The organism is Staphylococcus cohnii species complex 1663 (assembly GCF_041008415.1).
Taxonomy (GTDB): domain Bacteria; phylum Bacillota; class Bacilli; order Staphylococcales; family Staphylococcaceae; genus Staphylococcus; species Staphylococcus ureilyticus.
On record NZ_JBFDVL010000006.1, the window covers coordinates 114456 to 129015 of the forward strand.

The 14560-nt window shown below is 32.7% G+C and carries 13 protein-coding genes; 7 read left to right on the top strand and 6 right to left on the bottom strand.

Annotation, left to right across the window (positions count from 1 at the left end; translation table 11 throughout):
• The first annotated feature begins 14 nt into the window (after positions 1-14).
• The 4 genes from AB1J10_RS09005 to AB1J10_RS09020 all read left to right on the top strand — a co-directional run bounded on the left by AB1J10_RS09005 (position 15) and on the right by AB1J10_RS09020 (position 5860).
• Complete coding sequence (locus AB1J10_RS09005; protein ID WP_107365282.1) at positions 15-1877, top strand: BglG family transcription antiterminator; 1863 nt, start codon at positions 15-17, stop codon at positions 1875-1877.
• 78 nt (positions 1878-1955) lie between these two features.
• Positions 1956-3905, top strand: coding sequence for a fructose-specific PTS transporter subunit EIIC (locus tag AB1J10_RS09010; RefSeq protein ID WP_107365283.1), 1950 nt, complete (start codon positions 1956-1958; stop codon positions 3903-3905).
• Positions 3906-3921: 16 nt separating this feature from the next.
• The gene (gene manA / locus AB1J10_RS09015) at positions 3922-4857 is read left to right on the top strand and encodes a mannose-6-phosphate isomerase, class I (protein ID WP_107365284.1); all 936 of its coding nucleotides are present in this window, start codon (positions 3922-3924) and stop codon (positions 4855-4857) included.
• A 106-nt stretch (positions 4858-4963) separates the two neighbouring features.
• The gene (locus AB1J10_RS09020) at positions 4964-5860 is read left to right on the top strand and encodes an ROK family protein (protein ID WP_064209203.1); all 897 of its coding nucleotides are present in this window, start codon (positions 4964-4966) and stop codon (positions 5858-5860) included.
• 100 nt (positions 5861-5960) lie between these two features.
• Here AB1J10_RS09020 and AB1J10_RS09025 read toward each other — a convergent pair whose 3' ends face one another.
• The 5 genes from AB1J10_RS09025 to AB1J10_RS09045 form a co-directional block, all read right to left on the bottom strand.
• Positions 5961-6419 (bottom strand): threonine/serine exporter family protein, encoded by a 459-nt coding sequence (locus AB1J10_RS09025; RefSeq protein WP_046206676.1) that lies wholly within the window; start codon positions 6417-6419, stop codon positions 5961-5963.
• 11 nt (positions 6420-6430) lie between these two features.
• Complete coding sequence (locus AB1J10_RS09030) at positions 6431-7183, bottom strand: threonine/serine exporter family protein (protein ID WP_064209204.1); 753 nt, start codon at positions 7181-7183, stop codon at positions 6431-6433.
• A gap of 481 nt (positions 7184-7664) precedes the next feature.
• Positions 7665-8945, bottom strand: coding sequence for a homocysteine synthase (locus tag AB1J10_RS09035; RefSeq protein WP_107365285.1), 1281 nt, complete (start codon positions 8943-8945; stop codon positions 7665-7667).
• 221 nt (positions 8946-9166) lie between these two features.
• Positions 9167-10411, bottom strand: a complete 1245-nt coding sequence (locus AB1J10_RS09040; RefSeq protein WP_046206679.1) for an MFS transporter — start codon at positions 10409-10411, stop codon at positions 9167-9169.
• Between the two features lie 100 nt (positions 10412-10511).
• On the bottom strand, positions 10512-11069 hold the full coding sequence (locus AB1J10_RS09045; protein ID WP_019468982.1) for a TetR/AcrR family transcriptional regulator: 558 nt from the start codon (positions 11067-11069) through the stop codon (positions 10512-10514).
• Positions 11070-11240: 171 nt separating this feature from the next.
• Between AB1J10_RS09045 and AB1J10_RS09050 the strand changes: the two genes are divergently transcribed.
• From AB1J10_RS09050 to AB1J10_RS09060, 3 genes are read left to right on the top strand one after another with little or no spacing between them, the layout of a single operon-like run.
• Complete coding sequence (locus tag AB1J10_RS09050; protein ID WP_107365287.1) at positions 11241-11945, top strand: ABC transporter ATP-binding protein; 705 nt, start codon at positions 11241-11243, stop codon at positions 11943-11945.
• Between the two features lie 2 nt (positions 11946-11947).
• The gene (locus AB1J10_RS09055) at positions 11948-13093 is read left to right on the top strand and encodes an ABC transporter permease (protein ID WP_107391250.1); all 1146 of its coding nucleotides are present in this window, start codon (positions 11948-11950) and stop codon (positions 13091-13093) included.
• 18 nt (positions 13094-13111) lie between these two features.
• The gene (locus tag AB1J10_RS09060; RefSeq protein WP_046206683.1) at positions 13112-13759 is read left to right on the top strand and encodes a TetR/AcrR family transcriptional regulator; all 648 of its coding nucleotides are present in this window, start codon (positions 13112-13114) and stop codon (positions 13757-13759) included.
• A gap of 76 nt (positions 13760-13835) precedes the next feature.
• Here AB1J10_RS09060 and AB1J10_RS09065 read toward each other — a convergent pair whose 3' ends face one another.
• Positions 13836-14306, bottom strand: coding sequence for a thioesterase family protein (locus tag AB1J10_RS09065; RefSeq protein ID WP_046206684.1), 471 nt, complete (start codon positions 14304-14306; stop codon positions 13836-13838).
• Positions 14307-14560: the final 254 nt, after the last annotated feature.

Genomic DNA, 14560 nt, shown 5'->3' on the forward strand with positions numbered 1-14560 from the left:
AGCGCGGTGCAATCATGTTGATAAGACATGCTAAACTCATTAGGTTATTGTTGAACAACAGTAATCATTACCTAAGCGCAGATGAAATAGCTAATTATTTAAGTGTTTCCAATAGAACAGTGAGAAATGATATACAATACATTAATGGTGAAATTATAAATCGCTTGATTACAAGTGTTAAAGGGAAAGGATATAAACTCAATCATGACCATTATGATGAGACAGAATTAGAGACATTGATACATTCGTATTTAACAAAAGAAAATGAAAAGTTAATGAAAATTGGATATGAATTATTAATGTATCAGAAACCCACTACCATTGATCAAATAGAATCAGCATTTATGGTAACGAAAGCAGAAGCTAATGATTATATAAATAGAATAAAGGCTTGGTGTGCATCATTTGATATTAACGTTGAGGTCATTAAGAAAAAAGGTGTTACCATAACTGGTAATGAAATGAATATAAGGAATGCGATATTACATTTAAATCAATTGTCTAATAATGAAAAGACAGTAGAGGGTTTGATACTTAATGAAATACCTCAAGCGCACATCAAAACCATATGTCATATTATTAAAAACAGATTAGCACAACATTATATTTTTACTTCTGATATGCGTATTCAACAATTACTCATTCATTTAGTCATTATTATAAAAAGGGAAAAGATAAGTGAAGATTCATGGGTGATAAATGAAGAGGCTGAAGAAATAGCGATGCAGTGTATAGAAGATATCAACCATAAATTAGCTTATGGATTATCGAAAGATACAGCTAAGTTATTTTCTTTTTTCATTAGTTATTACTTTAATAAATATGATTTGGGTATAGAAACCTTTTTTGTTGAAAGCTATGTAGCGCGCATGATTCATCAAATGGAAAAAATAGTTGGTATCAATTTTACCCAAGACAATATTTTACGTGAAAACATTCAAGTACATTTTAGCAGAGCGTATTTGCGTATCGCTAAAAATGTATATATCAATAATCCATTAACGGATGAAATCAAAAAATACTATCCTTTTGTTTTTAATGCATTGTATGAAACTGTAAAATACTTGGCTAAAGATTCAAATTTAAGCTTAGTAGAAGATGAAATTGCTTTTTTAGCATTACATTTTCAATCATCTATTGATCGTAATAAAAAAGACGAAGTTAACATTGTGATAACCTGTTATTATGGTTTAGGAATATCTAGTTTGTTGGAAGTGAAAATTGCGAATCTAGATAGTCATATAAATATTGTTGATACTTTAAAATTAGAGAGACTGTCTCATTACAATTTTTCAAATATTGATATGTTGATTACCACGCATCCCATTGACACTGCTGATTTACCAAATACATTACACGTGATAGAGGTATCCCCTTTGCTTTCGGATAATGATATAAATCACATTAAATCATTTATCAATAATAAAAGAAACCCTGTGTTGAAACAGGATGAAATATCTGCAATTCAATTTGATGTTCAAACGATGACAGATGAGGAAACTGCAACCCATGTTTTTGAAAACGCACAGTCAATGCTGATGAAACAACATGCTATTACGGAAAGTTATATGAAGAGTGCATTGGAACGTGAAAAATTTGCTTCAACATATATAGGGAATGGTATTAGTATGCCACATGGTGATCCTGCGAAAGTGTTGCGTTCACATGTTATTATATTTAAATGCCCTCATGGCTTACTATGGAAACAAAATAAAGTTAAATTAGTGTTCTTTTTAGCCATCGCAAATTCTGATACCTCAGCAATGAAGAAAATCATACATGTGATAGCTGGATTAAACGAGTATGATGTCGATCAACTTATGACTATGGATGCACAACATCTAAAACAGTATATGATTAAACTAATCAAAACATAATTGCCGTTGATAACGGCAATTATGTTTTTTTATCAATATTAGAAAGCGTTTACAATTGAATGTGAGGAGGATGAAATGATGAAAATATTAGCGATTACATCGTGCCCAAATGGTATAGCGCATACATATATGGCACAAGAAAAGTTAGAACAAGCTGCTCAAGAAATGGGCGTCAATATAAAAGTAGAAACTCAAGGTGGTGTAGGGGCAGAAAATGTTTTAACATCAAAAGAAATTAAAGAAGCGGATGGCATTATCATTGCAGCCGATAGACAAGTAGATTTGTCACGTTTTGATGGGAAATTAATTATAAATGAAAGTGTTCGTGAAGGCATTCATAAACCAAAAGAATTAATTCAACGTGTCATTGATAAAGATGGACATATTCATCATGATCGTAATGGGAATACGAATCAAAAAGATGATGATCAAGAGCAAAAAAGTGGGATGCAAATGGTCTATCAACATTTAATGAATGGTGTATCATTTATGGTACCTTTCATTGTAGTTGGTGGATTATTGATGGCTATTGCTCTAACTTTAGGTGGTGAGGCTTCATCAAAAGGTTTAGTTATACCAGATGATTCTTTTTGGAAATCAATTGAAAATATTGGTTCTCTAGCATTTAGTTTTATGGTTCCAATATTGGCTGGGTATATTGCAGTGAGTATTGCAGATAAACCTGGTTTGGTACCTGGTATGATTGGAGGCGCAATCGCAGCTGACGGTAGCTTTTATGGTAGTGATGCAGGCGCTGGGTTTTTAGGTGGTATTGTTGCAGGATTTATCGCAGGTTATATTGCAAAATGGATAAAAAATATTAAAGTACCTAAAGCGATGGCACCTATTATGCCAATCATTATTATTCCAATCATCTCTTCATTGATTGTAGGATTAATTTTTATCTTCTTGATTGGCGCACCAATTGCGAGTATTTTTGAAGGATTAACAACTTGGTTAAAGAGTATGCAAGGGACAAATATTATTATTTTAGCATTAATAGTTGGTGCTATGATTGCTTTTGATATGGGTGGACCAGTAAACAAAGTAGCATTTTTATTTGGTTCAGCATTAATCGCGGAGGGTAACTATGCTGTTATGGGAATGGTTGCAGTTGCAGTATGTACACCTCCTATTGGTTTAGGATTGGCTACATTTATCAATAAACGTAAGTTTAATAAAGGTGAAATTGAAATGGGCAAAGCATCATTTACCATGGGATTGTTCGGTATTACGGAAGGTGCTATACCATTTGCTGCACAAGATCCGTTTAGAATTATACCATCTAATATGATTGGTGCGATGGTAGCTGCCGTTATTGCTGCAATTGGTGGTGTAGGTGACAGAGTTGCACACGGAGGCCCAATAGTTGCAGTGCTAGGCGGAATTGATCAAATATTGTGGTTTTTTATTGCAGTAATCATTGGTAGTATCGTTACAATGAGTGTGGTTTTAATTTTAAGAAGACAAACGCCATCACTTGCAGTTGATACGAATAATATTGAAATGGGTATGGATCAATCAGTAAATGAGATAGAAACAGAAAAAAATAGTGTTTCAACGATGGATAATCAAGCATTAGAAGAACAAAGTGTATTTAGTGAACAAGTTATTCATATTTCAAAACAAACTTTATCTAGAGATGAAGCAATAGACCAGTTAATAGAAAATTTAAATGAACAAGGGTATATTACAGATCAATCACAATTAAAATCCGATGTCTTAAAGAGAGAGATGGAATCAACGACAGCGATTGGAATGAACGTAGCCATTCCTCATGCAAAATCGGATGCGGTTAAAGCACCTATCGTAGCAGTCATGAATAATAAGCACGGCGTGAAATGGGAAAGTTTAGATGGAACGTTACCTCAATTGATATTCTTAATTACTGTACCAAGTGATAGCAGTGACACACATCTCAAATTATTACAAAGATTATCAAGAACATTGATGGATAATGAAACTAGGCAAAATTTAATAAATGCAACAAATAGTAAGCAGATTTATAATATATTAAAAGATATTTAAATGGAGGTATCATGCAATGCCATTATTTTTAAAACCTGTATTTCAAGAACGGATATGGGGTGGAACAGCTCTAAAAACATTTAATTATGATATTCCAAGTGATTATACAGGAGAATGTTGGGCGATTTCGGCGCATCCAAATGGTACAAATACAATAGAAAATGGAAGGCATCAAGGTAAAACTTTAGAAGAAGTGTGGAATGAGGATAAAGCACTTTTTGGTGTTTCAGGTGATGTTAAATTTCCATTGCTAACTAAAATTTTAGATGCAAAAGATAAATTATCAGTACAAGTCCATCCAGATAATGACTATGCCCAAAAGTATGAGGGTGAATACGGTAAAACAGAGTGTTGGTATATATTAGACGCACAAGAAGATGCTGAAATTATTTACGGTGTAAACGCTGAAAATCAAGATGAACTGAATGATATGATAGATCAACAACAATTTGATAAGTTATTTCATAAAGTTAAAGTGAAGGCGGGAGATTTTTTCTATGTGCCTGCTGGTACAGTACATGCTATCGGAGAAGGTATTTTAATATTAGAAACACAACAATCTTCCGATACAACATACAGAATCTATGATTATGAGCGCACTGACAACAAAGGTAACCAACGTGAACTACATTTAGCGCAGAGTAAAGCTGTGATTAATCTTGCTGCGACTTCGCCCAATACAACACCCAAAAACGAGGTGAGACAAGGGCAAACATATACGCAATTTGTTTCAAATGATTTCTTCACGGTCGAACGCTGGATGATCAATGGTGCATTAAATTATGAAAAACCAAGCGCATATTGTCTTGTATCCATAGTTAAGGGTAATGGTAATGTAGAAACGAATGATGAAGTTTATAAAATAGAAAAAGGAACACATTTTATATTAACGACAGAAGATAAAAACATAGCATTTAACGGTGATATGACAATGATTATAAGTTATGTATAATGTTTAAGAGGTGAGGGCATGGATTTGCGTTAAGGCAGATTCATTTAACCTACACCTCTTTTTATCCAAAATTGAAGTAATAATATGAGTGATGAGGTGTATGGATATGCTTAAAATTTGCGCAGATATAGGTGGCACGAAAACCATTGTAGGGGTTATAGACCAAGACTTATCAGTGATTGACAGTCAAAAATTCGAGACAGATGTAGATCATCCGGAAGCAGAATTTACAAAAATTATTAATATAGCAAATGAATTCAGCAAAAAATATAATAATGTAGCGCAAAGTACATTGAATATCGCGATGCCAGGACCTTGTGATTATACTGAAGGATTGTTTTTGAATCCTCCTAATTTACAGAAATATGTAGGCTTTAATGCTGGTGATTTTATAAAGGCGCAAAGTGCATTTCAACCACATTTTGTAAATGATACTGATGCAGCGATATTAGCGGAATATCAATATTTAAATTCAGATGTAGAAGATGTCATATACTTAACAATTAGCACAGGTATTGGTATGGCATATATAAGAAATGGTCAACTCGTTACTGGCATTGATGGTAATTTTGGAGAAATTGGTCATACTATCATAAAAAATAATAGCGATTATCAATGTCCGGTGTGTCACCAATTTGGATGTGTTGAAAATGAACTGTCAGGTTTAGCGATCAGTCGTAAAGCGAGTGATATTTTACAAAAAGTGGTGAGTACTAGAGAAGCAATCGACATCTACATGAATAATGACAATGAAAATATCAGTCGTATGATGAATGAAGTAGTGTTACTAACACAACAACTATGTACGAATTTATTTAATATCTTTAATGTATATCATATTATTCTTGGTGGTGGTGTTACACAAAGTGCATTACCATATAAAGCAAACATTGAAGCGTATGCGCAAAAGCACCATTTGATTCAAAACAAACCATTTCATATTAAAGTAAGTAATTTGGCAGAAAATGTGCTTACTGGTCTTTATTATGTAAATGAACAATAAAAACAGTTTGCACATTCATAAAGATAGCGAGCATCTGAAATGATTTAATGGAAATTTCAGATGCTCGCTATTTTTTGATGTCTAAAATGCTTAAGTTGATTTATAGTCTGTTGCGCTTAATCAAAATATATTTTCTTATGTTTAATGTTTTAGATAGTTGGTCAGAAAGTAATAATCCTAATGCAATTGAACCTGCAATTAAAATCGCTCGTATAAAGGTATTGGTTGCATCTGTGAAATTTAAAGTCACCAATTGCTGTGTCGCTCTAAAAGCAATACTACCTGGGACAAGTGGAATGATGCCAGGAATCATAAAAAGTACAACGGGCGCTTTGAAAATACGACTCATAATATGGGCAAGCAAACCTAATGTTAAACTACCAAGCAAGCTAGAATATATACTATCCATTTCAAATGATTGTTCTAAAATGTAGCTGACAAAATAGCCCATTGAGCCAGCAAACCCAGCTGGAAAAAATAATTTTTTAGGGGCATCGTAAATCACATTAAAAAAGTATGATGCGCTAAAGCTACATAAAAAAGTAAATAAAATTGTCATTATGTGACCTCCTAAAAAATTAAGTAAGCAATCGCAATACCTGAGCCAATTGCGAAGGCAATGACGAGTGCTTCTAAAAATTTTGCTGTAAACATTAACATGTGTCTACTAAATAAATCTTGTATCGCAGTCGTTATTAGTACACCAGGTACAATTGGCATAACGGAGGCAATCATAGCTGGTCCGAAAGATTGATTGACTTGAAACAGTTCTGAACCAAATATAACGGTCGTACCCAAGATAAATGAACCTACAAATTCAGGTATAAACATGGTGAGTGATTTACTTTGCATATACTCAACGATTAAAAATCCTATAGCACCAGCAATAATTGTAGTAATTGCATCAGACCAAGTACCGCCTTGTAAGTATAAAAAACTTAACGATATAATACCTGCCGCAATCACTTTTTTCCATAGTGGAATACTTAAATTGGATCTATCAATATTTTTCAGCGCTTCAAAAGCTTCTTCTATAGCAAGTTGATTGTCTGTAAGTTTACGGGAAATATTATTGACTTGAAATATTTTAAGTAAATTAGTACTGTTTTTATCAATACGCAAAATTCGAGTATCGTGTTCTTCACTTAATGAAAAATTGATAAATACATTAATGACATATCCTTGGCTATTATAATAACCCATACAAATGGCGATTCGTCTCATTGTATCTTCAACACGAGAAACCTCAGCGCCAGATGACAATAAAATTTTACCAGCAAGTAATATCACATTCATCGTAACTTTATCTTTGTAGTTATCCAAAAGCGTACCTCCGACTTGATAAATAATTATCATTATTATCCCAATATTATTATGTAATTTCAAAAAGAATTTACTAAATGTAAAAAGCATAAACAATATGCATTGCTGACGTTAGCCTTCGGGTTGTCTGCGGTTACGTTGCGAGGTGTCTTAAGTAATGATTAGACGTTATCGTTTCAGCAAAATGAAATTTAAAGGTTTTAAAAAGTTAAATCAATAAAATTCAAGTATAAAAACATGTCTTATTTTTATCGATGCGACGTCTACATAGACAATTAGATATTATACTGCTGATAAAAGTTAATTGTTTCAGCCTTTAACATTTAATTAGCAATTAAAGTCCCACTTCTCAAATGATTTGAGTCAGTGGGACTTAATGTAAGCTTATTCGCTCAAGTTTTAGCCATTCTATTGCAGACCGTCATAATCATTTTGAATGAATTAGATTTTTATCAAATGACTTAAAGACATGCAGACGTTTTTATAATATTTGTAAGCCTTGTTCAAGATCTGAAATAATATCATCAATATTTTCAGTACCAATTGATAATCTTACTAATTCTGGTAAGACACCAGATGATTGTTGTTCTTCAGGTGAAAGTTGTAAATGAGTCGTACTAGCTGGATGAATAACTAATGATTTTGAATCGCCTACATTTGCTAAATGTGAGAATAAATTTAAAGATTCAACAAATTTGGCAATATCTTCAACTGAACCATCCACACCAAAGGTTAAAATTGCGCCTTGGCCATTAGGTAAATATTTTTTAGCAAGATTATGATATGCATTACTTTTCAAGCCAGGGTAATTCACCCAAGAAACTTTAGGATGTTCTTCAAGAAACTGTGCGACTTTAAGTGCATTTTCTGAATGACGTTCTAAACGAAGATGTAACGTTTCTAAGCCAATTAGAAATTCATGTACATTAAACGGTGAAACAGCAGAACCAAGATCACGTAATAATTGTACGCGTGCTTTTGTAATATAAGCAGCTTCGCCTACATCATTTGCATATGAAACACCATGATAACTTGGATCCGGTTCGACTAAACCAGGGAACTTTCCATTATCCCAATTAAATTTACCACTATCGACGATGATGCCACCAATGGAAGTCCCATGGCCTCCTATAAATTTTGTGGCTGAGTGTATCACAATATCAGCGCCATACTCAAATGGACGTAATAAATACGGAGTTGGGAAAGTGTTATCAACAATTAAAGGTATCTCGTGGTCATGCGCAATATGAGCAACTTTTTCAATATCTAAGACGTCTATTCTAGGATTACCAATTGTTTCGGCATAAACTGCTTTGGTTTTATCCGTTAAGGCTGCTTTGAAATTTTCGGGATTACTTGGATCCACAAAGTGTACTTTAATGCCTAGTTTTTTGAAAGTGACATTAAATAAGTTGTAGGTACCACCATAAAGATTTGAAGATGCTACAATTTCATCGCCGCTTTCAACAATATTTAATAAAGCTAAGTGAATTGCAGCTTGTCCAGAAGATGTGGCTAGTGCACCGACACCACCTTCAAGTGCAGCAATGCGTTCTTCAAAAACGTTTTGTGTAGGATTCATAATTCTGGTGTAAATGTTTCCGGGTTCTTCTAGTGAAAAAAGTTTTCTTGCATGTTCTGTATCATCGAACACGTAACTTGAGGTCTGATAAATCGGTACTGCTCGTGATTTTGAGAATGCGTCTACCTCTTGACCCGCATGAATTGATAAAGTATCTAAATGCCAATGATTTTGAGACATACATTGTCCCTCCTATATATTTGAATTTTCTGATAATTATTACTATACAAGAGCACTTTTTTATTTTCAAGTATCCTTACTAAGAAAGTAAGGATTAATTTTATGTTTATAAAAATAATATGTCCCCACGAATATTAATATGTAACAATATTCATGGGGAACTTTATAGGCAAAATCTGTTCATTCGATTAGGATCATTATTTCCTAGGCAATTTTATATATTAGTAATGTTGATCATGCGCATATTGATCGTGTGTATCATCCATATTTTCATGATTTAAAACTTCAGCGTTTTGCTGTTGTAGCTGACTGTAATCTCCTTCTGGTAATTTGCTCTCGAGAGCTTCAACTTTAGGATAAATAAATAGGGGAATAAAACCAATTAAACCGTATATCATAAATGTAAACATAAAATTAAACGTATCTATAAATAATCCTGCAAAAGTAGATCCAATCACTTGTCCAATAGCCAACATTAAGAAGGGTATGCCTATACCTAAAGAGGCATTTTTAACAAATATTTTAATTCCCCAAACTAAAAGTACGCCAGTTAAGAATATATAACTCATACCAAATAGTGCAGCAGATACAAAGGGAATAATCCAAATTTTGGGTGTGAAAGCAAGGGCGATTGTTGCGATGGCAAGTGCTATAACACCTAAATTAAATGCATAACGAAGTCCGCGTTTATCAATAATTGCACCTGATATGCCACCTATCATGCCGAATAATCCTATCAAAATCCAAAAGAGTGAAAGTGCAATATCAGAATAATTACCAGTATTTTGAACAAATGATTTGGAAAATGTCCAAAAGGTTGCAGTAGATACACCTAATAATATAGAAGCAGTCGTGATACGTGTACTAGCTGAAATATCACGAATGTTAAATGAACCTGTATGAATTTTAATATTTTGCTTTAATGATGGAATGATGAGATAGTTCCAAAGTAAAACGATAAGTGCCAATATCGCATAGATAAAATAAGTTTGTCGCCAATCTATAAAAGTGAACATGGCTGTTATACCCGTAAACATAAGGCCAATACTTGTGCCAGAATTAATCCAAGTATTTGCTTTTCCTTGTTCATGCACTTTAATCCATAAAGAAATGGTGTAGCCATATGGAGGTGAAATGAGTCCAGTACTCGCACCGGCAAAGATGACACCGATAGATAAAACGATTGCGCTTGTTGAAATGCCTATCCCTAATAAACCTATTAGTACAGAGATTCCTGCTAATATAATCATACGTTTAGGGCCAATTTTATCAGTTTGTAATGTTGAAAAGATAATTGTAAAACAATAGGATAAATAAAATAATGAGGAAATAATCCCTGATTGTGATGCAGATAAATGTAAATCAGTGGTTACTTCAGGTAAAAACAAACCAAAACTAAAACGTCCTAAACCATAGGTTGTTGCTATCATAGCTATACCAGGAAATACAAGTTTAGAAAATTTCACTATAAATTTCTCCTTTAGTAGATAGAATGTTCATTCTATTTTAATTTTAAAAAAATACGAGATGAGTATATAAAGTAAGATGCTCATGCTCGTTTAAGAATTAAATTTCTTTGTGTGCTTCGTTAAGTAGTAAATCAGCCATAGTTATGGCGTGCGATGTAGCTTTTTTTGAACCTAGTAATGCTGTCATTGAGGTTGTTCCTTCAAGTAATAGTGTGAACTGAATTGCCAAATCCAATCCATTGACGATACCAGCATTATTTGCCAATTGCTCTAAGTAATTTAACAACTTTTGTTTATGTCCTCTAGCAATATTTTCAATTTCGTTATCTGTATTAGCATAATCTTCGATAGCCCTCATAAACATATCACCCTTATAAGAATGATCATTAAGCCACTGACAATGTGCTTTGACTGCAGAAATAAAAGGTTGGTGTGGTTGTTTTTCAACATAAGTGTCTAAATAATGCCAATATCTAGATTCACGTTGTTTTAACACCGCCTCAACTAAATTGTCTTTAGATTCAAAATGATTATATAAAGTCATCGTAGCTACATTGGCTTCTTGTATAATTTGCTTTAAGCCGATACCACGAAACCCATATTCATAAAATAACCTTTCAGCAGTTGATAATATATCTTGTCGCTTTTGTGACAATCGTCTCACACTTTCTTCTTAGTAGAATGACCGTTCTATTTAAAGTTAACAGCTAAATAGCAAAATGTCAAAGTAATATCAACATATTATGATTTTGACATTTTATATTTAGAAGTGTAATATAACAACAAAGTGAGTGTATACTCACTATTTGTGAAGTGGGGTGTAGAAATGATTGAAGTGAATAATTTAAGTAAATCTTTTAGTAATAAACAAGTATTAGAAGATATAAATGTTGCTTTTGAAAAAGGTGAAATCGTTGGATTAATTGGTCCGTCTGGAACTGGAAAAACAACGCTAATCCAATGCATGTTAGGAATGGAACGTATTGATGTAGGTTGGGTAACGATAAATGGAGTTGAAATGCCCAATAGAAAAATTTTAGGTGACATTGGATATATGGCTCAAAGTGATGCACTTTACACAGATTTGACGGGGAGAGAAAACCTAGAATTTTTTGGAAGTATATATATAAAAAAAAGAAAAGACATCAAAAAACGCGTGAAAATTTGTAGTGATATGGTAAAACTTCAAGAAGCATTAGATAAAAAGGTATCTACCTATTCTGGCGGCATGAAACGTAGGTTGTCTTTGGCTATTAGTTTTCTACAAGATCCACAAATATTGATACTAGATGAACCAACTGTTGGAATTGATCCTAAACTTAGACAAGCGGTATGGAGGGATTTGGATGCAGCCAAAAAAGAAGGGAAAAGTATTCTAATCACAACTCACGTATTAGATGAAGCAACACGTTGTGACAGACTATTACTTATGAATCATGGTGAAATTATTGCAATAGGATCACCACAAGATATTAAAACGCAATATCAAGCTGAATCAATTGAAGATGTGTTTTTGAAAATGGAGGACTAAATATGAATGCATTTTATATTACTAAACGAATTTTCAAACAAACAATCAGAGACATACGTACGTTAATGTTATTACTAGTAGCACCTTTGCTAATATTAACATTACTGTATTATATATTTACAGTTTCAGATAACTCGAATGGTGTGAAAGTAGGCGTTCATGATATTCCTGCATCACTGAAGGATGAATTACAGTCACAAGATATTACGATAGAAAATTTTAAGGACCATAAAAATATAGATGATAAAATAAAAGAAGATCAATTGACTGGTTTTATGTATATGCAAAATAATGAGTTAGAAGTCACTTTTGCTAATGATAATCCAACTGATAAGGGCATCATGGCTTCTACAAACCAAAAATGGTTAACCAATCATAATATGACTCAAATGAAAGAAAATACAGAATCATTAAAAAAGGCACTTGAGGAAGTTCAATCGCAAATGCCTGATAATGCTAATTCAGGTCAAAGTATGACAGATAATCAGCAAAATATCAGCAAGCCAACAAAAGTTAATACACATTATTTTTATGGGGATAAAGATGCTACATATTTTGATACAATTAATCCCATTTTAATAGGATTTTTCGTATTCTTCTTCACTTTTTTAATTTCTGGCATCGGTTTATTAAAAGAGAGAACTTCAGGGACGTTGGAACGGTTGTTGTCTTCACCAATTAAGCGCAGTCATATTATTTATGGTTATATAATGGGTTATGGTATTTTTAGCGTGATACAAACCTTTGTAGTAGTTATATATGCCATATATGTGTTAAATATAGCTGTTGCAGGTTCGATTTGGCTTGTCTTAGCTACAACGGTATTAACGGCCCTCGTAGCTTTAACTTTCGGTATACTGCTGTCTACTTTTGCATCATCAGAATTTCAAATGATCCAATTTATACCACTTGTAATTGTACCGCAAGTGCTATTTGCAGGATTAATACCAATATCGTCGATGAATATGGGATTGCAATACTTTGCACATTTGATGCCACTATTCTATACGGGACAAGCTATGCAAGATGTCATGATTAAAGGATTTGGTATACAAGATATTTATATCAATTTATGTATATTATTTGGTATTTTTGTAGTGCTCTTGATATTGAATATTTTAGGAATGAAGCGTTATAGAAAAGTTTAAATATAGGTGGTATCAAAAATGAATCGAAATATTAAAGATATTGTGGAAGAAATTGTACCTAAGTTAGAACATTTAACTGAAAAGCAACGTTCAGTGATTGAAAGTGCCCTCGTACTCTTTAGTGAAAAAGGCTATAATCAAACAAGTACAAGTGATATTGCGAAGCGGGCAGGTGTTGCTGAAGGTACAGTATACAAACAGTTTAAAAATAAAGAAGCATTGCTATATGCAGGTTTAGTGCCTATCATAAAAGATAATATAGCGCCAACTGTAGCAGAAGAATTCTTAAGTGAATTGAATCGTGCAAGCAACTTGGAAATATTTATAAATACATTTGTGGACAATCGTTCTCAATTTATTTATGAAAATAGAATGCTGATAAAGATATTCTTTAATGAGGCTATGACAAGTAAAACATTTCAATCAGTTTTATTAGAAATATTTAATAAGCGTTTAGTTGCTCATTTAAAGCCGATAATCAATAAGATGATACGTTGTGGTGAAATGCGAGATGTCGAAGCGGAGTTTTTTGTACGTAGTTTAATTGCTCAAACAATCAATTTAAATATAAGTTGTTTAATTGATTTGAATTATCAATGTGACGAAGCGTATGAAAAACATTTACTTTATACAAAAGAAAGTCTTTACTACATGTTTAAAGCCTAACAATATAATAGCTTATTTAAAATAAAGAAAGTAGAACAGAAATGGAAGTTAGCATCTCCGTTCTACTTTTCTTTTTTTATTTTCTAGGTATACCAATAACGTGTCCTAGTTGTGATGGCGGATTAAACGGCGTTTGCATATTAAAAGCTGCTTGTATTTTCTCTAGTATAGGTTGAGGGAACGCCATGCTCCGACGTGTAACTTTACTAACACCTATCATGATAACTTCATATGTAGCAATACGCTCATCATTGTCATTATACATTGTCAGGAATAAATGTACTCTTTTCGCATCATAATCATAAATATGTACTTTAACATAAAAGGCATCATCTAACACAAGTTCTTTTAAAAATGAAATATGTGCCTCCAAACTAAAAATGGTAATTTCATGTGTTTGTCGATAAGAAACATATAAGTCGACTGATTCAAAAAAGCCAACGACAACATCACTGAAAATGGAATAATATTGTGCATCATGCATATGGTTATTATTATCTATCCAAGATGGTTGCACGGTGTTTTTATAAATGTATTCCTCTGCCACAAAATCACTCCTCGAGTAAAAATTAATAGTAACCTATATTATTGTAACAACATTAAACAGTTTAAGTTAGTATTTTGATTGAATCTAAGCATAATTCAGCATTAATTATTAAAAATGCGAGCATTGATAAACAAATGTAAGTAAGTTATTATAAAAAATGTAAACGCTTGCATTTTGAATGTTTTAAGTTTATATCAGTATTTATAAATTTAAAATAAAAGATATAAAAATTTTGAATTTAAACAGAATTCGGT

What these genes read in the sequence shown, in the direction of transcription:
- AB1J10_RS09050 (WP_107365287.1), top strand. Translation starts at nt 11,241, where the DNA reads ATGATTGAAGTGAATAATTTAAGTAAATCTTTTAGTAATAAACAAGTA.
- manA (WP_107365284.1), top strand. Translation starts at nt 3,922, where the DNA reads ATGCCATTATTTTTAAAACCTGTATTTCAAGAACGGATATGGGGTGGA.
- AB1J10_RS09020 (WP_064209203.1), top strand. Translation starts at nt 4,964, where the DNA reads ATGCTTAAAATTTGCGCAGATATAGGTGGCACGAAAACCATTGTAGGG.
- AB1J10_RS09025 (WP_046206676.1), bottom strand. Translation starts at nt 6,419, where the DNA reads ATGACAATTTTATTTACTTTTTTATGTAGCTTTAGCGCATCATACTTT.
- AB1J10_RS09010 (WP_107365283.1), top strand. Translation starts at nt 1,956, where the DNA reads ATGAAAATATTAGCGATTACATCGTGCCCAAATGGTATAGCGCATACA.
- AB1J10_RS09005 (WP_107365282.1), top strand. Translation starts at nt 15, where the DNA reads ATGTTGATAAGACATGCTAAACTCATTAGGTTATTGTTGAACAACAGT.
- AB1J10_RS09035 (WP_107365285.1), bottom strand. Translation starts at nt 8,945, where the DNA reads ATGTCTCAAAATCATTGGCATTTAGATACTTTATCAATTCATGCGGGT.
- AB1J10_RS09055 (WP_107391250.1), top strand. Translation starts at nt 11,948, where the DNA reads ATGAATGCATTTTATATTACTAAACGAATTTTCAAACAAACAATCAGA.
- AB1J10_RS09060 (WP_046206683.1), top strand. Translation starts at nt 13,112, where the DNA reads ATGAATCGAAATATTAAAGATATTGTGGAAGAAATTGTACCTAAGTTA.